The organism is Duganella guangzhouensis (assembly GCF_009674535.1).
Taxonomy (GTDB): domain Bacteria; phylum Pseudomonadota; class Gammaproteobacteria; order Burkholderiales; family Burkholderiaceae_D; genus Rugamonas; species Rugamonas guangzhouensis.
Genome location: NZ_WKJK01000004.1, coordinates 19020 through 37659, shown reverse-complemented (window position 1 = coordinate 37659; position 18640 = coordinate 19020). Strand labels below are relative to the sequence as shown.

General features: G+C 61.7%; 15 protein-coding genes. 3 read left to right on the top strand and 12 right to left on the bottom strand.

Features of this window, described 5'->3' with window-relative positions; all coding sequences use genetic code 11:
• Positions 1–15 precede the first annotated feature (15 nt).
• The 5 genes from GJ699_RS08790 to GJ699_RS08770 are packed head-to-tail and all read right to left on the bottom strand — an operon-like array spanning position 16 to position 9221.
• Positions 16–2415 carry an ABC transporter permease gene (locus GJ699_RS08790; RefSeq protein ID WP_154375206.1) on the bottom strand — a complete coding sequence of 800 codons (2400 nt, stop codon included), beginning with the start codon at positions 2413–2415 and terminating at the stop codon, positions 16–18.
• A gap of 3 nt (positions 2416–2418) precedes the next feature.
• On the bottom strand, positions 2419–4815 hold the full coding sequence (locus GJ699_RS08785; protein WP_154375204.1) for an FtsX-like permease family protein: 2397 nt from the start codon (positions 4813–4815) through the stop codon (positions 2419–2421).
• Between the two features lie 4 nt (positions 4816–4819).
• Positions 4820–7213 carry an ABC transporter permease gene (locus GJ699_RS08780; RefSeq protein WP_154375202.1) on the bottom strand — a complete coding sequence of 798 codons (2394 nt, stop codon included), beginning with the start codon at positions 7211–7213 and terminating at the stop codon, positions 4820–4822.
• On the bottom strand, positions 7210–7890 hold the full coding sequence (locus tag GJ699_RS08775; RefSeq protein WP_154375200.1) for an ABC transporter ATP-binding protein: 681 nt from the start codon (positions 7888–7890) through the stop codon (positions 7210–7212). Before GJ699_RS08775 ends, GJ699_RS08780 begins: the two co-directional genes overlap by 4 nt.
• Before the next feature lie 32 nt (positions 7891–7922).
• Positions 7923–9221, bottom strand: a complete 1299-nt coding sequence (locus GJ699_RS08770) for an efflux RND transporter periplasmic adaptor subunit (RefSeq protein ID WP_229262024.1) — start codon at positions 9219–9221, stop codon at positions 7923–7925.
• 169 nt (positions 9222–9390) lie between these two features.
• On the opposite strand from GJ699_RS08770, the gene GJ699_RS08765 reads away from it, so the two are divergent.
• Positions 9391–10764, top strand: a complete 1374-nt coding sequence (locus GJ699_RS08765; protein ID WP_154375198.1) for a sigma-54-dependent transcriptional regulator — start codon at positions 9391–9393, stop codon at positions 10762–10764.
• Positions 10754–11986 (top strand): sensor histidine kinase, encoded by a 1233-nt coding sequence (locus GJ699_RS08760; protein ID WP_154375195.1) that lies wholly within the window; start codon positions 10754–10756, stop codon positions 11984–11986. The genes GJ699_RS08765 and GJ699_RS08760 overlap by 11 nt, the downstream gene beginning before the upstream one ends.
• Here the strand turns inward: GJ699_RS08760 and GJ699_RS08755 are convergent.
• A complete protein-coding gene (locus tag GJ699_RS08755; protein ID WP_154375193.1) occupies positions 11983–12438 on the bottom strand; it encodes a GNAT family N-acetyltransferase in 456 nt (151 codons plus the stop codon). The two genes, GJ699_RS08760 and GJ699_RS08755, sit on opposite strands and share 4 nt — an antisense overlap.
• 59 nt (positions 12439–12497) lie before the next feature.
• Complete coding sequence (locus GJ699_RS08750; protein WP_154375191.1) at positions 12498–12923, bottom strand: organic hydroperoxide resistance protein; 426 nt, start codon at positions 12921–12923, stop codon at positions 12498–12500.
• 244 nt (positions 12924–13167) lie between these two features.
• On the opposite strand from GJ699_RS08750, the gene GJ699_RS08745 reads away from it, so the two are divergent.
• Positions 13168–14169 carry a TniQ family protein gene (locus GJ699_RS08745; protein ID WP_154375189.1) on the top strand — a complete coding sequence of 334 codons (1002 nt, stop codon included), beginning with the start codon at positions 13168–13170 and terminating at the stop codon, positions 14167–14169.
• A 707-nt stretch (positions 14170–14876) separates the two neighbouring features.
• On the opposite strand, the gene GJ699_RS08740 is transcribed toward GJ699_RS08745, so the two are convergent.
• The 5 genes from GJ699_RS08740 to GJ699_RS08720 all read right to left on the bottom strand — a co-directional run bounded on the left by GJ699_RS08740 (position 14877) and on the right by GJ699_RS08720 (position 18572).
• A complete protein-coding gene (locus GJ699_RS08740) occupies positions 14877–15482 on the bottom strand; it encodes a DNA-3-methyladenine glycosylase I (protein WP_154375187.1) in 606 nt (201 codons plus the stop codon).
• A 72-nt stretch (positions 15483–15554) separates the two neighbouring features.
• Entirely contained in the window at positions 15555–15842 is a 288-nt protein-coding gene (locus GJ699_RS08735; RefSeq protein WP_154375185.1) for a YciI family protein, read from the bottom strand.
• A gap of 83 nt (positions 15843–15925) precedes the next feature.
• Positions 15926–16582 (bottom strand): glutathione S-transferase family protein, encoded by a 657-nt coding sequence (locus GJ699_RS35295; protein WP_154375183.1) that lies wholly within the window; start codon positions 16580–16582, stop codon positions 15926–15928.
• Positions 16572–17936, bottom strand: a complete 1365-nt coding sequence (locus tag GJ699_RS08725; protein WP_154375181.1) for an FAD-dependent oxidoreductase — start codon at positions 17934–17936, stop codon at positions 16572–16574. The genes GJ699_RS35295 and GJ699_RS08725 overlap by 11 nt, the downstream gene beginning before the upstream one ends.
• A gap of 105 nt (positions 17937–18041) precedes the next feature.
• Positions 18042–18572, bottom strand: coding sequence for a cupin domain-containing protein (locus GJ699_RS08720; RefSeq protein ID WP_154375179.1), 531 nt, complete (start codon positions 18570–18572; stop codon positions 18042–18044).
• Positions 18573–18640: the final 68 nt, after the last annotated feature.

Genomic DNA, 18640 nt, shown 5'->3' with positions numbered 1-18640 from the left:
TGCGGGCCGCTTTTTTTATTCGCGCAGCGCGCGCGCCGGCGCGATTTGCATGGCCGACCAGGTGTGGCGCGCGGCGGCGCCGGCCACCACCAGCAGCGCTAGCGCCAGCGCGGCCGGTGGCGCCCAGTGGCCGAGCGGCGAGCGCGCCGTGAACGGCGCCAGATAGCGTGCAATCGCCAGCCAGGCCGGCGGCAGCGCCAGCAGCGCCGCCACCGCCGTCAGCAGCAGGAACTCGCGGCCGACCAGCACCGCGATGGCGGCGCGGCCGGCGCCGTGCAGCTTGCGCAGCACGATCTCGCGCGCGCGCCGCTGCACGCTGTGCGCCGCCAGCACATAGGTGCCGAAGGCCGCCATTACCAGTACCACCGCCGTGGCGCAGGCCAGCATGCGCGCCAACCGCAAATCGTCGCTATAGGCCAGCTGGTAGTAGCTGCCGGCGCTGCGGATCACCGCCGGTTGCGCCGGGTAGTAGCGCTGCCAGACGGCGGCGATGGCTGGTTCCATCTCGGCCCGGGGGCGGTTCAGGCGCACGGTCAGCAGGCCGCTCCTGAGCGTCTGCTCGTACATCATCGGCCGCACCGGATCGCGCAGGGTTTCCCACATCAGGTCCGGCGCCACGCCGATGACCCGCCATGGGCTGCCGTTGATGCGCTGACCCAGCGCCTGCTGCGGCGAGGCCCAGCCCAGCGCGCTGACCGCCGCCAGGTTGATGACCACGTTTTTCTCGCCATCGTCGGCGGTGGCGCGTTCGCGCTGGTCGAACAGTCTGCCGTTCAGCGGACGCAGGCCATAGACGTTGAAAAAGTCGGCGTCGACAAACTGAATCGCCAGCGCCACGTTGCTGCCATCCACGCGCTTGACGGTGGTGCTGCCGCGCGTGCCGGTGTGGTCGTCGCGGCCGGGGACATTGAGGCTGGATGCCACACCGGCCACGCCCGGCAACTGTGCCAGCGCCTCGCGCAGCGCCGGCGCGGGCGGCAGATTCAGCGCGATCTGGCTATCGATCACCAGCAGCGGCGCCGGATCGAAGCCCGGTGGTGCCGAGGCGGCAAAGCGGGTCTGCCACAGCACCGCCAGCGCCACGCTGCCCATGCCCATCGCGGCGGCGAACTGCAGCGCGGTCAGCACCCGCCGCAGCCAGGCGCCACCGGCGGTCTCGCCGCTGCGTTGCGCCAGCGTGGCCTGCATGTCGACGCCACGCGCCAGCCAGCCCGGATAGACGCCGGCCAGCGCGCCCACCAGCAGGCCGGAGGCCAGGCAGGCCGCCACCGTCGAAGGCGTGAAGATGCCGTCCAGCTGGCGTTGCAGCAGCTCGTTGGCCAGCGGCAGCAGCAGCCACGCCAGCAGCACCCCCAGCGTGGCGGCGGCCAGCGACAACGTCATCGCTTCGGTCATGAATTGCGCCAGCAGCTGGCGCGTGGTGGCGCCCATCACGCGCCGCACCGCGATCTCGCGCTGGCGCCGCAAGGTGCGCACGGTGGCCAGATTGATGTAGTTGATCACCGCCAGCAGCAGGATCAGCAAGCCGGCCGCGCCCAGCGCCAGCACCATGCGCATGTCGCCGCGCGGGCCGGTGCCCATGGTGTTGGCGACGCTACGATCGAAATAGGCCTCGGACAGCGGACCGAGGGCGATGTCGACCATCTTGCGCCCGGCCAGCGCCGACTTCATTTCCGGCGTCGACAGGTTGTCCCATGGCGCTTTGTCGATCACGTCCTGCAGCACTTTTTGCAGCGCCTGCGGGCTGGCGCTGCTCTTCACATAAATGCGGCCGGAGATACCCATCCAGTTGGTCAGCGCGGCTTGCTGCTCTTGCTCGGTCCACAGTGCAGTGTCGATGCCGACCAGCACGCCGAACTGCAGTGTGCTATTGATCGGCCGGTCCGGCAGCACCGCGCGCACCTGCAGCGGTTGCAGGTTGATGACGATGGTGCGGCCTAGCGCATCGGCGGTACCCAACAGTTGTCGCGCCGCCGTTTGCGTCAGCGCCACGCTGTCGGGCCGGGTCAGCGCCTGATGCAGATCGCCCTGCAGCGCGCGCAGCCCGGCGATCTGCTCAAACTCAGGATCGACCGTGGTGATCTCCACCTCGCGCAGCTTGCCCTGGACGTTCTGCACCACCTTGACCGGCCACCACACGCTGGCCTGCAACGGCAGTCCGCTGCGCAGCGCCACCTCGCGCAGCGGGAACGGCGTGTACTCCAGCCATTGTGGCTGCGGGATGAAGTTCAGCCGGTGTTTGATGACGTAGACGTGATCGCGCTCCGGCACATCATGGTCGTAGTTGAACGAGTAGGCCACAAAGCCGAGCAGCAGAAAGCAGGCGGCAAAACCGATCGCCAGGCCAAGCAGCTCCACGGCGGTGCTGAGCGGATGGCGCAGCATCAGGCGCCAGCTGATACGGAAGTTCATCATGACTCAATCCTTCAGGGCGAGCATTGGTGGCATGCGCATGGCCGTCAGCGTGTGTCGGGTAGTGGCCAGCAGCGCCACCAGCACCGCCAGCAGCAGCGCGGCCGCCAGCGTCCAGATGCCGACCGGCGCGTGTTCGGTATAGCCGGCCAGGTAGCGCTGCGTGGCCAGCGCCGCCAACGGCAGGCCGATGATGGCACCGGCCGCCACCAGCGCCGAGAACTCGCGTGCCAGCATCAGCGCGATATCCTTGCCGGCGGCGCCGTGCAGCTTGCGCAGCACGATTTCGCGCCGGCTGCGCTGCACGCTGTAGGCCGACAGTACGTAGATGCCGAACGCCGCCAGCGCAATCGCGGTCAGGCTGCTGATGGCGAGGATGCGCATCAGACGCGCGTCGCCGGCGTAGCGGTTGGCCAGCACCGCTTGCTGCGTCTGAATTTCCAGGATGGCGTTGGGGAAGTTGCGCTGCCATAGCGGTTCAATCAGCGCGTATGCCGCTTGCGGTGACAGCGCGGTGCGCAGCATGACCACCTCACCTGACCGCACGCGGTACACCAGCGCTTTGGAGGGCGCGTGCAGGCCCTGATAGCGGACCTCCGGCGCAATGCCGATAATCTGCGCGCCGGCCGGCGGCAGCGTCTGGCCGACCGCTTCCTGCGGCGTGGCATAGCCCAGCGCCGCCGCGCCCTCGGCGTTCAGCAGCACGCCGCCGATGTCCTTGTCGTCGTGCGGATCGATGCGCGGATTGAAGGTACGGCCATACAGCGCCCGCAAGCCATTGGCGTCGAACCAGTTGGGACTGACGTATTTGGCTTCCAATGGAATCTCATTGCCGTCCCTTGTGGCGGTGACGTTGATGATCTTGAGGCCATCGCGTCCCACAGCTTCGGAGATGGTGGCGACGCTGTCCACTCCCGGCAGGCGCCGCAATTGATCGAGGAAGGCGTCGGCCGCCGGCTTGCCGCCCCTGTCGCCCGGCAGGTCCAGTAGCAACAGGCGTGCGATATCCAGTCCCGGCGAGGCATGGCTGGCGTACCAGGTCTGCCAGCCGACGGCCAGCGTGGCTGCGCTGAGCGCCATCGCGCTGGCGAATTGCAGCACGGTCAGCACGCGGCGCAACCACAGGCCGGCCATGGTTTCGCTGTTGTCGCGTCCCGCCAGCGCGGTGGCCGGCAATGCGTGCCGCGCCAGCCAGGCCGGATAGGCGCCGGCGCACACGCCGATGACGATGCTGAAGCCCAGCGCGATCACGCAATGCAGCGGCGTGAACATGCCATCCAGCCGGCGGTTGAGCAGGTCCGAGAAGGTTGGCAGCAGCAGCCACGCCAGCATCAGCCCGAGGACGGCGGCCAGCAGCGTAGTCAGGATCGCCTCGCTGAGGAACTGGCGTATCAGCTGGCCGGCGCTGGCGCCGAGCAGCTTGCGCAGGCCGATTTCGCGCTGACGCCGCAGCGTGCGCACGGTGGCCAGGTTGACGTAGTTGATCGCCGCCAGCAGCAGGATCAGCAAGCCGCCCGCCGCCAAGCCATAGACACTGCTGCGACGGCCATAGCTTTCACCGCTGCGACTGGCCGCCATGTCCTCGTCAAAGTAGGCATCGCGTAGCGGCAGCAGGCGAATGTCGGCGACATTGCGGCCATTCAGGCTTTTGCCCATGGCACCGTTGCGCATGCGCTGATTGAACGGATCGCGCTCGCTGGCCTCCTGCAGCAGCGCCGTCAGTGTGGCGGGCGAGGCATCCGGTTTGAGTTTCATGTACAGCCTGCCGCGTCCATTCTTGCTGAACGCCGTATCGCGCTCCGGCCAGGCGCTGCTGGCGGTGCCGACCAGCGCTTCATATTGCAGGCTGCTGTTGGCCGGCGGATCGGGCAGCAGGGCGCGCACTTGCAGCGTCACGTCGCCGGCTTGCACGCTTTGTCCCAGCGCCTGTCGTGTACCAAACAGCTTGGCGGCGGCGAGCCGCGTCAGCGCCAGGCCATCCGGTTGCGTCAGCGCAGCCTGGAGATCGCCTTCGATGGCATGGATACCGAACAGTGTGCGGAAATCCGGATCGGCTACTTGCAGATCGAGCGCGCGCAGCTCGGCACCGGCGCGCAATGGTGTGTCCAGATTACGCATCATGATGGAGGTACTGACCATGCCGCTATCGCGCGCCACGTCGCGCAAGCGCAGCAGCGCTATCAACTGCCAATCGGGACGCGGAAAGACATTGATGCGCTGCTTGACCGCGACCACGCGATCATTATCCGGGATGCTGCTGTTGAAGTTGAGGCAGAACGCCACATAGCCGAACAACAGGAAGCAGGCGGCAAAGCCCACCGCCAGCCCACCGATCACCACCAGCGAGTAAGCCGGCTGCTGCACCAGCAGCCGCCAGCCGATGCGAAAGTCGCGCAAGGTCATAGGATCAATCTTTCAAAGCGAGTACCGGTGGCATGCGCATGGCCGACCAGGTGTTGCGGGTAGTGGCCAGCAGCGTGACCAGAATCGCCAGCAACAGTGCGGCCAGCAGCGTCCAGCCGCCGATCGGCGCGTGTTCGGCGTAGTTGGCCAGATAACGCTGTGTGGCGATGGCGGCAAGCGGGAGGCCGATCACCGCACCGGCGCCGACCAGCAGGCCGAATTCCCGCATCATCATCAGCGCGATGTCGCGCGGTCCGGCGCCGTGCAGCTTGCGTATCACGATCTCGCGCCGGCTGCGCTGCACGCTGTAGGCCGACAGCACGTAGATACCGAATGCCGCCAGCGTGATTGCGATGGCGCTGGAGATGGCCAGGATGCGCATCAGACGCGCATCGTCGGCGTAGCGATCCGCGATGATCGCCTGCTGGGTCTTGAGGTCGAGGATGGCGTTGGGGAAGTTGCGACGCCATACCGGTTCAATGCTGCGATAAGCCGCTTCCAGCGTGGCACTGGTGCGTATCATCACGATGACGTTGGCGCGGACGCGGAACATCAGTGGCACAGGCGCGGCATACAGACCTTGGAAGCGAATGTCCGGTGCGATGCCGATCACCTGTATGCCATCGGATAGCGTCTGGCCAACAGCTTCCTGCGGCGTCTTGAAGCCGAACGCCAATGCACCAGAGCTGTTCAGGACCACACCGTCGCTGTCCTTTTCATCATGCGGATTCAGGTTGGCATGGAAGAAGCGGCCGAATAGTGGCTGCACGCCGATCACATCGAACCAGTTGGGACTCACGCCCTTGGACTCGATCGTGATCTGGTTGCCGCCCTTGGTGGTCAGCATGTCCACGCGCTTGTTGCCATCACGTCCCACCGCCTCGGTGATGGTAGCCACGCCTTCTATACCGGGTACGCGGCGCAACTGTTCCAGAAAGGCGTCGCTGGCGGGCTGGTTTTCCGCGCCCCAGGCCAGGTGCGAGACCAGCAAATGGCGTGTATCGAAGCCCGGTGAAGCGTGGCTGGCATACCAGGTCTGCCAGCTGACCGCCAGCGTGGCGGCGCAAAGCGCCATGGCGCTGGCGAATTGCAGGACTGTCAGTACGCGTCGTGCCCACAGGCCGGCAGCGGTTTCGCTGTTGTCGCGTCCCGCCAGCACCACCGCCGGCAGTGCATGCTGCGCCACCCAGGCGGGATAAGCGCCGGCCGCCAGCCCGATGACGCAACTGAATGCCAGCGCCGCCATCACATGCGATGGCGTGAACATGCTGGTGAAGTCGCGGTTGAGCAGGTCGGAGAAGGTTGGCAGCAGCAGCCAGGCCAACAGCATGCCTGCCAAAGCGGCCAGCATGGTGACCAGTATTGCCTCGCCAAGGAACTGGCGTGCCAGTTGGGCCGCGCTGGCGCCGAGTAGTTTGCGCAGGCCGATTTCGCGCTGGCGGCGCAGGGTGCGTACGGTGGCCAGATTGATGTAGTTGATGGTAGCCAGCGCCAATATCAACAAGCCGCCTGCGGCCAGGCCGATGACGCTGCTGCGATGGCCATAGTCGTCGCTGCCGCTGCTGGCCAGGTCGTCATCGAAATACAGGTCGCGCACCGTTACGAGGCGGATGTCGGTGACGTTACGACCGTTGAGGCCAGACGCCATCGAAGAATTTTTCAGGTCGTGGACAAAAGGCGTGTTTTCCACATCTGCCTGCAGTAGCATCGCCAGTGCTGCTATCGAGGCGCCGGGTTTGAGTTTGACATAGACATGCCCCATCTCATTGCCGCTGGCGATCTCGTTGCGCTCGTCCCAGGCGCTGCTGGCCGAACCCACCAGCGCTTCATAGCGTTCGTTGCTGTTGGCCGGCGGATCAGGCAGCAGCGCGCGCACCTGCAGCGTGGTGTTGCCGTAACTGACTTGCTGCCCTAAGGCTGGCCGGGAGCCGAACAGTTTAGCGGCGCCGCTGCGCGTCAGTGCCACCCCGTCTGGCTGTGTAAGCGCAGATTGCAGATCGCCTTCCTGTGCTGCGAGGGCAAACAGTTTGGGCGCCACCGGATCCACCGCCATCAGCGTCACGGCGTGCAGCTCGGTCCCTGCGCGCATGGTGTGGCGATTAGTGTACTCGGCGATGCTGGCATCACTTGCCAGTCCACTTTTCAACGCGGCGTCGCGCAGATTCAGGGCGACATCGAGATTCCATGTCGGACGCGGGATCAGGTTGATGCGCGCCTTAATCATCACCAGACGGTCATTGTCCGGAATATGGCTGTTGTAGTTGAGGCAGAACGCCACATAGCCGAACAACAGGAAGCAGGCGGCAAAGCCCACCGCCAGCCCGCCGATCACCACCAGCGAGTAAGCCGGCTGCTGCACCAGCAGCCGCCAGCCGATGCGGAAGTCGCGCAGCATCATGCTGCCTGTAGCGCATCGACCATAACGCGGCCGTCCAGCAGATTCAGGGTGCGCGAGGCTTGCGCGGCGTGGTCGGGCGAGTGTGTCACCATCACCACCGTCGTGCCTTCGGCGTTGATGTCGCGCAGCAGGCGCATGACTTCATCGCCGTGCGCGCTGTCGAGGTTACCGGTCGGTTCGTCGGCCAGCAGCACGGCGGGGCCGGACACCAGCGCACGCGCAATCGCTACCCGCTGCTGCTGGCCGCCAGACAGTTGCGACGGCCGGTGTTTGGCGCGGTGGCCGACGCCCAGTTTGTTGAGCATGGCCGTCACGCGTTCGCGCCGTTCGCGCGCTGGCGTGCCGTTGTATTCCAGCGCCAGTTCGACGTTTTCGAACACGGTCAGTTCTTCGATCAAATTGAAGCTCTGGAAAATGAAGCCGATGCGGCCGCGCCGCAGCTTGTTCAACTGCGCCTCGCTCCAGCCGGCCACGTTCTGGCCTTCGAACCAGTATTCGCCGCGCGTTGGCTTGTCCAGCAGGCCGAGGATGCCGAGCATGGTGGATTTGCCGCAGCCGGACGGCCCGGTGATGGCGACGTATTCGCCCGCCTCGATTTCCAGGTCGATGCGGTCAAGCGCCGTGGTCTGGACTTCTCCCGCTTGGTGAACTTTGCTGATGCCGACGAGTTTGAGCATGTGCGCTGCCTTATGGTGAGAGTAGTGAAAGGTTACTGCGTTATCTGCAATCGTGGTGAATTTCCGTAGGCGGCGTAGCTGGACAGGATCACCCGCTCGCCCGCCGCCAGGCCATCCAGCACTTCGATCTGGCCGTTGTTGCGGCGGCCGACGCGCACCGTGCGCCGTTCGGCGCTGCGGCCCGCCGCATCCAGCACGTAGACCCAGGCGCCGCCGCTGTCGTTGATGAAAGCGCCGTTGGGCAGCAGCAGCGCCGGCGCCGATTCACCCAGCGTGATGCGCGCGTCCAGTCCTTGGCCGGGATTCAGCACTGGCGGCTGGCCGTTGGTGAACACCAGCTCCACGGTGAAGCGACCATCCTTGATCTGCGGGTAGATGGTGCTGATGTCGGCCGCGTAGTTGCGTTCATCCTGCTTGACGCTGCCGTGGCGGCCGACCGCCATGCGGTTAAGGTAGTACTCGTCCACGCTGGCGGTGAGCTTGAAGCGCTCCGGATCGTCGATGCGGCCGATGTTTTTGCCGGTGGCGATGGATTCACCCACCTGCAGGCGGAAGTTGGTCAGCCGTCCCGCCACCGGCGCCCGCACCGCCAATGCGTCGACAGTGGCGGAGACCAGCTTGAGGCCCGAGTCCAGTCCGCGAATCGAACCTTCCAGCTGCTGCTCGGCGTGCTGACGCACATTCGATTCGGCGGCATTGGCCTGCTGCTCCTGTTTCAGCGCGCGCTCCTGCTGCGCGAGCTTGTCCTCGGATTCTTCCAGCGCCACGCTGGAGATGAAGCCCTGCGCCGCCAGCCTGGCATTGCGGGCGTGCTGCTTGCGCGCCTGGTCGAGCGCGAACTGCAGGTCGTCCAGACGACGTTGATGGTCGCTGGCGCTGGCCTGCTGCTGCACGCGCAGATTGGACAGGTTGAAGGTGCTGACCGAGTGTTCGTACTGGCGCGCCAGCAGTTCCAGATTGCGCTGCGGGTTGGAGATGCGGAACAGTAGCTGGCCCTTTTTCACCAGCGCGCCATCGGCGGCGAACACTTCTTCCACACGGCCGGATTCGACCGCGTCCAGGATCACGGCGTTGAGCGGTTCGGCATTGACGCGCACCACGATTTCGTCGACGAACACGCCGCGCGCGGCCTGGCCGATACGCAGATCGCTGCCGTCGATTTGCAGGCCGCGCGGCATCCAGTGCCATAGCAGCGCGGCGGCGATGGCGATCAGCGTGACCGTGCCGACCGCGATGGCGATGCGCTTGCCGCGCCGGCGCGGGACGATGATGTCCATCGCCGCGCCGCTGGCGGGTGGTGTGGCGATGGCAGGATTTTTTTTGATGTGCATAACCGCCTTACTGCAAACCGTGTGCCATGGCCAAAAAGCCGCTTTTAGCGCGGCCGGAGCGGGTAAGTGTTCATTTCCGAACACCGCCGCCTGTTCGCTAGTGGACAGTGTCCGCGTGTGTCGCGCGCGGGGCCACCACAGCGTGATTTTCGGCTGCTAGAATGGCCACATGACTTCCGCCCATATCCTGATTCTCGATGACGATGCCGATGTCGCCACCGCAGCGCAATTGCTGCTGCGCCGGCGCTATGGCCAGGTGGCCACGCTGTCCGACACATCCGCTTTGCCGGCATTGCTGGCGCGCGGCGTGCCGGACGTGGTGCTGCTGGATCTGAATTTCACGCCGGGCCGTATCAATGGCGCGGAGGGCTTGGCGCTGCTCGATCTGCTGCGTGCGCAGACGCAGCCACCGGCGGTGATCGCGATGACGGCGTATGCCGATGTGCCACTGGCGGTGGAGGCACTGAAGCGCGGGGCGGGGGACTTCATCACCAAGCCGTGGGATAACGCGCGCCTGATCGCGGCGGTGGATCAGGCGCTGGCGCGGCGCGCGGCCTTGCGAGGCGGCGCCGTTGGCTCGCCGGAGCTGATGGGCGAGTCGCGGGCGATGCGCGAGTTGAAGGCGCTGATCGCCAGCGTGGCGCCGACCGAGGCGAATGTGATGGTGCTGGGTGAGAATGGCGTCGGCAAGGAGTTGGTGGCGCGGGCGATTCATGCGGCCTCCAAGCGCGCGGCCGGCACGCTGCTGGCGGTGGACATGGGCGCGCTGCCCGAGTCGACGTTTGAGAGTGAGTTGTTCGGGCATCGCAAGGGTTCGTTCACGGATGCGAAGGCTGACAGGGCGGGGCGCTTCCAGGCGGCACGCGGCGGTTCTCTGTTTTTGGACGAGATAGGTAATATGCCGCTGGCGGCGCAGGCCAAGCTGTTGACGGCGCTGGAGCGGCGCGAGGTAACGCCGATCGGCGCCGACAAACCGGAGGCAATCGACGTGCGCATCATCAGCGCCACCAATCTGGATGAGGCGCGCTTGTTCGATCCGTCGGTGTTTCGGGCGGATTTGTTGTTCCGGCTGAATACCATTGTGCTGCGGGTGCCGCCATTGCGCGAGCGGCGCGAGGACGTGCCGCTGCTGGCGGCGCATTATCTGAAGCTGTATGAGGCGCAGTATCAGCGGCCGGCGCGCAATGTCTCCGCCGCCGCAATGGACGCGCTGGCGCGGCACGATTGGCCCGGCAATGTGCGCGCGCTGCGCCATGCCTGCGAACGCGCCGTCATCCTCGGACAGGGCACGGAATATGGCCTCGCCGATTTCGCGCTTGCCACCAGCGGTGCCGCTGTCGTCGCCAGCGCTGGCCAGGAGGCCGGCTTGGCGCCCGCCATCGCCGCTGGCGCGGTTGCTGGCGACATGACGCTGGAAGCCATAGAACGATCCGCGATTGCGGCGACGCTGTCCCAGTTCAACGGCAACATCAGCCACGCCGCCAAGACGCTGGGCATCAGCCGCGCGGCGCTGTATCGCAAGTTGGGCAAGCATGGCATCTGAGCGCGCGCTCAAGCTGGGCGTGGCGGCCGGCGCGGTCGGGCTGATGGCATTGACAGCCGCCGCCGACCTGCTGTCATCCGCGCCCGAGTCGCGCCGCATCGTCCTGTGCGGCCTGCTCGCTATCGCCCCGGCCAGCCTGCTGTGGCAATTCCTGCGCCGCCTCGCCCCGCGCCTGCCGCGAATGGAGCACAGCGAGGCCGCACCTGGCGCATCGTCGCAGCCACCGGCCAGCGCCATCATGACGCTGGAAGCCCGCCTTGAACACGCCCCAATCGCTCTCTTCCAGATCGACCACGCCAGCGGCCAGGGCGCAGTCGCCCCGCTTAACGCCAGCGCCCGGCGCCTGCTGGCCCCTGGCCGCGCCATCGCGCCACAGGAGCTGCATCAATTACTGGCCGCACAACCGGTCGGCCAACGTCAACTGGTCAGCTTCGACACCGAACGCGGTGCCGAACGCGCGCTGGTCGCCATTTCCGCCCTCACCGTGCAAGGCGCCAGCCAACGCTTGGCCGCGCTGATGCCGGTGGAAAGCGAACTGGAAGCCGAAGCCCTCAACGCCTGGCGCGAACTGGTGCAAGTGCTGACCCACGAAATCATGAACTCCCTGACCCCGGTCGCCTCCTTGTCGCGCACCGCCTGCGGCCTGCTGGACGAAGCCACCGTCAGCCTGCCGCCCGACATTCACGCTGATCTGAACACCGCGCTGGACGCCATCGCCCGCCGCGCCGCCAGCCTGGTCGACTTCGTGGGCAGCTACCGCAGCCTGTCCACCGTGCCGCAAGCGCAGCCGCAGCGCGTGCTGCTGGAACAACTGTTCGAACGCCTGCACGCGCTACTCGCCCCGCAATGGCAGGCGCAAGGCGGCAAACTGACCTTCTCGGTGGAGCCAGCGTCGCTGGAAGTGATGATCGATCCGGGGCAGCTGGAGCAAGCCCTCATCAACCTGCTGAAGAATGCCGCCGAAGCGGCGACAGAAAAACCGCAAGCCCAGGTCAGCGCGCGCCTGAGTCGCGGCGGACGCCTGCGCATCGAAGTGACAGACCACGGTCCCGGCGTGCCGGAAGCGCTGGCCGCCCACATCTTCACCCCGTTCTTCTCAACCAAAAAGCAGGGCAGGGGCATTGGATTGGCGATGGTGCGGCACCTGGTGCACGCCAACGGCGGCACGGTGCGCTATGCGCGCCGGGTCGGCGCCGGCGCGCGCTTCATCCTGACCTTTTAAGGACGCACCATGTCGATATGCATAATGCCGTCTTCATCATACGGCTCGGTCACTTTGCGGAAGCCAAAGCTGGCATAGAACTGTTCCAGATGCGCTTGCGCGCCGATGCGGAACGCATGGCCATGATGCAGCGCCTCGCTCAGTGGAATCGCCTTGGCCAGCAGCTCGCGGCCGATGCCGGAGCCGCGCCCGGCCTGCGTGGTCAGCACGCGTCCGAGCGACATCTCGTCGTATTTCACGCCCGGCGGCACGCAGCGCAGGTAAGCCACCAGCGTGCGCTGACCGTCGATCTCGCGCCAGCCCATCAAGTGATGGCAGACCGGATCGGCACCGTCGATGTCGGGATAAAGGCAGGTCTGCTCAAGGATGAACACCTCCTGCCGCTGGCTCAGCACCTCATACCAGTCCGCGCGCGGAATATCGTCAAACGCCAGCCAGTGCCACTCAATCATCTTGTTTTCCCCGATAGGTCAAAACAGCGATTGTAAGTGACACCGGCCGACCTGGCCGATTAAACGATGGTCAGGGTGACGTCGATGTTGCCACGGGTGGCGTTCGAGTACGGGCAGACGATGTGCGCGGCGTCGACCAGTTTCTGCGCGGTTTCGCGGTCCAGACCTGGCAGCGAGATTTTGTGCTCAACCTGGATGCCGAAGCCGGTTGGCAGAGGGCCGATGCCGACCGAGGTTTCCACCGACAGGTCAGCCGGCACGGCGATCTTGTCGCGGCCACCGACGAATTTCATCGCGCCGATGAAGCAGGCTGCATAGCCCGAGGCAAACAGCTGTTCAGGGTTGGTGCCTTCGCCGCCACCGCCGCCCAGTTCTTTCGGGGTGCTCAGCTTGACGGTCAGATGGCCGTCCGACGAAGCGGATTGGCCTTCGCGGCCGCCAGTGGTTTTAGCGTGTGCGGTGTACAGAACTTTTTCGAGCGACATGATGATTCCTTTCAGTGAGTGATACATCAAATATAGTCAACTATTAAATCGCTTGCTATCTACCGTAAGGCATAACAGCTTGCTAATCTACTACAACTTGCGCTGTTCGCAGCGCCCATGTACACACTATACATAGCGCGCGATCTAATAGCAAGCTATTTTAAACAGATTTTTTATACCCGCCGTCTGGAAGACTGAAATAATCCAACCAAAAAAAGTCGAAAAAAGAAAAATATAGTCGCAAATGAACAAATATAGTCAGAAAAAGATGTGTACCGAAGAAAATGATCGTAGAGTCGCGCAGCTTGATCCAATAGAGGGACTTGTCTTGGATTGGTTACCTGGGGAGAGCCTATACAGCTTGATCGCAAGAAACCATTTTCTGAGAGGTATGGCAGCGCCTGAAGCAGTGATTAGCGATTTTTTCGGCACCGCCTCAGGCACGAGCTTGCATGACGATCTCCGAGAGATAGATGTTTTCGCTAGGCGGACAGAAGAAGCGCTTGGCACTGCAGAATATGTGTTGAACTACCATACACATTATCGATTTTATAAAATTTTCTTGTCTGGCAGCGACAAAAGATTGATTGAAGCGAGAAGAAAGCCTGCTGCGAACATGCTCAACTTCCCGTTGGGCCTCTCGGTCGGTCGGTTCAGAGCTTACCATCCTTTGAAAGGATGCCCTGACTGCGTCAGGGAGGATCAGAAGAACATTGGAATGTCGTATTGGCGGCTGGCGCATCAGTATCCCGGCGCATGGATCTGTTTGGAGCATGCCCGACCACTGTTAGTAGCGGCACCACCGCTAGCGCAGCGGCAAGGCTTTCATTGGCTTACACCTGGGATGCAAGATTTCTGTCCACTTCCTATCCATTTGCAGACACAGCAGGACGTCGATAATTTTAAGTGGCTCACTGAATTTATCAATGCTCTCACTTTAAATAACGAAGATGGAACTATACAAGTAGCTGAAGCAAGGGGGAAATTTCAACATGAGGCAAGAGCAGCAGGCGTACTTACACCCCATGCAAAGCTACGTAGCATTCACATTTCGAACGCCTTAGATCTAAGCAAAAGCTTCCATGAATTCCTAACGCGATTCAGAAGATGCGTTGATTTTGCTTGGCTGCCTTCAACGCTGGATGAAAGCCACAGTCTGTTATCACGTTACGCCAGTCCGTTGAGAAAAATTCAGCCTGTCGAACAATTATTACTCGCAGCCTGGTGTTCTACTCGCTTCAACTAAAATGATCACGGTCCCGCCATCTGCAAGGGGGGCGCCGCCGCCTACGTCCGTATTTTCAGATTTTTCCAAAGTTCATGTTCCGTGAATCTTGGAAAAATCTGAAATATGTTGCTTGGCTATCGGGCGCTCGAAAGCGGGCGAACAGAGATCGATTGCTTAGTAGAGCGAACTCAGAGAGCGCTCAGTAGTGCGCAGGCGATTCTCATAGAGCTAACCATTTTGCGATGGTAGAGAAGTGCTTTTGCGATCAGATCCGTAGGTTGAGGAAAGGCGAAGGTGAAATTTGGATGAAATGACTGCACGGTCACTCGGGCGTCAGCTGCTAGAACCCACGCAGCTAGACGAGTGCCTCGTGTCGGGGGTATTTGTGCAATCCAGATCGGTAGAGGAAGCATCTTTGTTCATGGAGGATTTATCGCATGAGCTTCGCGGTGGCGGCATCAAAGGCGATAGCAGAAGTATGATTTCGAATTGTGGCGCCTCTACTTAGCTACATCCTGATACGTTGAGAGTATTTCTTGGCTGGAGCCCGGTCGTGCCGCTAGTTTCTCCTCGCTGACGTACTCGGCATCGGAAAAGCTCGATCACATTGTCAGATCTCTCATAGATGGAAGCCTATCGTGACAGCTTACTAGTAGCCGGCGATGTAGGAGCGCCTTGGTGCGGCAGACCGATATCTGCTTTGCGAAATTCGTTCGCCAAAAACGTCATGGACGCTTGAGTTGCTGACGTGCGCGTTCAGCCTGCTCTCGAATGACGCACGTATCAGCATGATCGTTGATTAGCCCCATAGCTTGCATGAATGCATAGACGGTAGTCGGACCGACGAATTTCCAACCAAGCTTTTTCAGGTCCTTCGACAACGTGTGCGATTCTGACGAGGTTGACGCGCTCTGTGGCGGTGCCAGGTCGCCAGTTGCTGGTTCATACTTCCATAGGAAAGCAGCAAGCGATCCCTCCTGGGCGACCATCTCTTTGGCGCGCTTGGCGTTGTTGATGACTGCTTCAATTTTGCCGCGGTGCCGGACAATACCTTCGTTAGCGAGTAGCCGGGCAACGTCCCGTTCGGTATAAGATGCGATCTTATTGAAATCAAAACCATGAAACGCGAGGCGGAAATTCTCGCGCTTGGCGAGAATAGTCCGCCAGCTCAGGCCGGACTGGAAGCCTTCGAGGCAGATTTTTTCAAAGAGGCGGATGTCATCAACAACTGGAAAGCCCCATTCCACGTCGTGATAGTGCAGAAACTCCGGGGCTGCTGTGCACCACCGGCAACGTGGCTTGCCATCTTCTTCGATGATGACGGTATTCAATGAGAACTCCTTTCTTTAGTAGTTGCTATATCGCGGCCATGCTTTTGCGCGGTTGCGGTGGCCACGTTAATGTCACTCAGCCAGAAATGCTAGGCGGTCGTCGTATCGACCGGGAGCAATCTCTAGGATCTCGGCACGTACGATATTTTCGATCACGAATGGGTCGGTGTTGACACGATTCTGCAATGCGGCCAGCGAACTGTCGATTGCAATGATTGCGCCGCCAGCGCCGGGTTTAATGCTGCCGACCAGCAAAAATTTGCCATCGTCTATGCCTTGCTTTACCCAGTCATTGTGACCTTGCATGAAGTCGCCTGCACGGCTCTTGTTGTCGGAAAATTTCAGTAGGACGATAAACATCGAGTGCTCCTATATTGTGGTGCGATGGATTGTAATGATGAATTTACCAAAATATTAACATTGACGCTAGACTGTGCAATGGTTCACATAAAGCGCGTAGCATAGCCCTCTCGGCGTCGAATAAAATCATAGAACAGCTCCCTCAGGCCACCGATGGTGGACTCCACCACTGCCGGATGTAGCAGCAGGTTGTCTTTCCAGGCAATGGTCTTCGGATGGCGCTGCGCATCCCAGGCGCCAGGCCACAGTGCATTCAGGTAGTCGATCCGCTGGAAAGAGGGGGCGTACGCAGCATCCACCAGCGAGAAGCTGGAACCGTTGAAGTAGGGACCTGTACCGACAACCTTTTCAAGATGGTCGAATTTGTTGAGCAGTGCAGCACGGGCATTGGTGGCGTCCTGCTCGGTCTTGCTCAGCATCATCGCACCGATATCGGAGAGACATTCACCACCGAACTCGATCCAGCTGCGGTTTACGGCTTTTTCCAGGTCATTGATCGGGTGCAGCGGTTGCGGGTACTGTGCGTCAAGATATTCGTTGATTACCGACGAGCCAAAAAATGCGTGAACGCCGACCACCAGGGCCGGGACTTTTTTCAGAGGAGAGACGTCCTGAAACCACGCCGGCGGGTTGTTAAGGTCGATAAATTCGATCTCATGGGCGACGTTTTTGTGCGCTAATACGATGGCGCAGCGCTGGGCATAAGGACATAGCTTGGTACTGATGAGTCTAGGCTTCACACGCGTCTCCCGTTAATTCGGTAATATAAGTTTGGATGTGGTGCTCGACAGTATTTTCGTCCTGCATACCTTGGGGGCCAATACGCCTTACCAGCTCTTCAGCGATGTTATCCAGCTGCTCTATGCGTCGTTGTACTTCGGCATACGGCACATGGGTGAACGCGATCAGCTCGTATGGTGGAACGAAGCGCTCCGGGTACAGCCTGTGAATTGTGCGCTCCAGTTGCTTTTTCAGGTGAAAGTGGGCGCTGGCGACCTGCTTGGTCAGTTCATCGAATGTGTTGGCAGACATTGTGGTAACTGCGTCGCAATGCGGTTTCCGCAACTGCTCGTAGCGACTCAATACTGCACGAAAGTCCTCGTCGTGCTGGTCGAGCATCTCTGTGATTGCCATGCAATCTTCGAAGCCGGCGTTCATCCCCTGACCAAGAAAGGGCACCATGGCGTGAGCCGCGTCGCCCAGCAGCGCCAAGCGGCCGTCGATAGTCCAGGGCGTGCAGCGGACGGTGACTAGTGAATTAACTGGATTAGCAAGCAATTCCGCACACAGCTGTCCGGCGGCTACGTCGGGAAAGCGCTGGGCGAATACGCGCTCCACATCCTCTGCAGTGCAAATATTGGTAAAGCCATTCGGACCTTTAAATGGAGCGAGCAGGGTTGCGGTGAATGTGCGGTCTGGATTGGGAAAAGCAAACAACGACACTTCCCCGCGTGGCCAGGCATGCATGGCGTCGGGTTCAAGGCTAGCCGCAGTTGCAACGGGTATTGTCACTTCTTTGTAGCCGAACGATTCGAATTGTACTGCGCTACGGATGCGCGTACTCCCGGTGGCCCGTTCGCGTACCTTGGAAAAGGCGCCGTCGGCCGCGAAAATATAGTCGGCTTGGACAGTCAGACCTTCGCCAGTCAAACTGTTTGTCAGCTCGAGTACGCCGCCGGACGCGTCAACGTGCATGCATTGGTGGCTGAAATGCATTGTTACGCCGGCAGTGCTGGCGCAAATCCGGGCCAAAATACGATTAAGCACATTGCGGTGAATCGCGAAAATGGCTTGCTCGTCGTCTCCGTAGGGCTGAAAGATTTGTTCCATGCCATTTGCTGAATGAATACGGCGTCCCTTCAGGGGCAGTGCTGATCTCAGCACTTCAGGTCCGGCGTCAATAGCTTCAATGGCTCGCCATCCACGCGCTGAAATAGCCAGATGCGTGGAGCGGCCGGTCGAATTGGTCAGGGTCGCGGACTCTTCGCGCTTTTCGAACACACTGACCATGTGGCCTCGCCGGGCAAGCAGCGTCGCCAGCATGCAGCCCACGAGGCCAGCGCCTACTATTGCTATGTGCTGTGGTCGTTTCATAGAGCTCCTCCTCTGGATGAACGTGGAATCGCTTGCATTAGGCCGTGCAACCGCTGCGCTGGATGCAGGTGGAAGCACGGCCTATGGCCTAAGTGAGCGGTGCGCTCAGGCAGCCGCAGCAGTGAGATGTTGTTTGCGGGCGAGACGCAACTTTTCCATGTCCGGCAGGATGACTGCGGTGGTGTCCGTTTCAGTGACGTAGCGTGTCAGCAGCACGGCGCAAGGCTCTTCCTGGCTGGCGTTCTCGATAAAGTGCGGCACACCCGGCGGCACGAAGACGAAGCTACCGGCTTTGGCAATTTCATACTTTTCAAGGCCATCACCGTGCATCAATGCCAGCGCACCGCTGACAACGTAGCCGCTTGTCTCGTGCTCATGGATATGGACAGGACCGTCCTCAGCACCCGGTGCCAGCTCGAACAGCGAGAAGGTGATTTCGCGGCAGCCGGTGGTTTCCGGTGTGATGCCTTCAACAGGCTTCCCCCCGGTGCCAGGAATGTGTGGCTTTTTCGTTTCGGTGGAGCCCGCCTCGTAAGGAATACCATGGACGATTTTACATTCCAGTTTAGGTAGCTGGAACATGGTTTTGCCTGCAGTAGGATGGGTGGCGAGTTCGAACGGGGTGATACCGGACATTTGCTTCTCCTAAAAAGTTTAAGGGACAACTTCGGTGCTACAAAACCTGGGCTGGCGTACCAACCCAA

What these genes read in the sequence shown, in the direction of transcription:
- GJ699_RS08790 (WP_154375206.1), bottom strand. Translation starts at nt 2,415, where the DNA reads ATGATGAACTTCCGTATCAGCTGGCGCCTGATGCTGCGCCATCCGCTC.
- GJ699_RS08785 (WP_154375204.1), bottom strand. Translation starts at nt 4,815, where the DNA reads ATGACCTTGCGCGACTTTCGCATCGGCTGGCGGCTGCTGGTGCAGCAG.
- GJ699_RS08780 (WP_154375202.1), bottom strand. Translation starts at nt 7,213, where the DNA reads ATGATGCTGCGCGACTTCCGCATCGGCTGGCGGCTGCTGGTGCAGCAG.
- GJ699_RS08775 (WP_154375200.1), bottom strand. Translation starts at nt 7,890, where the DNA reads ATGCTCAAACTCGTCGGCATCAGCAAAGTTCACCAAGCGGGAGAAGTC.
- GJ699_RS08770 (WP_229262024.1), bottom strand. Translation starts at nt 9,221, where the DNA reads ATGCACATCAAAAAAAATCCTGCCATCGCCACACCACCCGCCAGCGGC.
- GJ699_RS08765 (WP_154375198.1), top strand. Translation starts at nt 9,391, where the DNA reads ATGACTTCCGCCCATATCCTGATTCTCGATGACGATGCCGATGTCGCC.
- GJ699_RS08760 (WP_154375195.1), top strand. Translation starts at nt 10,754, where the DNA reads ATGGCATCTGAGCGCGCGCTCAAGCTGGGCGTGGCGGCCGGCGCGGTC.
- GJ699_RS08755 (WP_154375193.1), bottom strand. Translation starts at nt 12,438, where the DNA reads ATGATTGAGTGGCACTGGCTGGCGTTTGACGATATTCCGCGCGCGGAC.
- GJ699_RS08750 (WP_154375191.1), bottom strand. Translation starts at nt 12,923, where the DNA reads ATGTCGCTCGAAAAAGTTCTGTACACCGCACACGCTAAAACCACTGGC.
- GJ699_RS08745 (WP_154375189.1), top strand. Translation starts at nt 13,168, where the DNA reads ATGAACAAATATAGTCAGAAAAAGATGTGTACCGAAGAAAATGATCGT.
- GJ699_RS08735 (WP_154375185.1), bottom strand. Translation starts at nt 15,842, where the DNA reads ATGTTTATCGTCCTACTGAAATTTTCCGACAACAAGAGCCGTGCAGGC.
- GJ699_RS08725 (WP_154375181.1), bottom strand. Translation starts at nt 17,936, where the DNA reads ATGAAACGACCACAGCACATAGCAATAGTAGGCGCTGGCCTCGTGGGC.
- GJ699_RS08720 (WP_154375179.1), bottom strand. Translation starts at nt 18,572, where the DNA reads ATGTCCGGTATCACCCCGTTCGAACTCGCCACCCATCCTACTGCAGGC.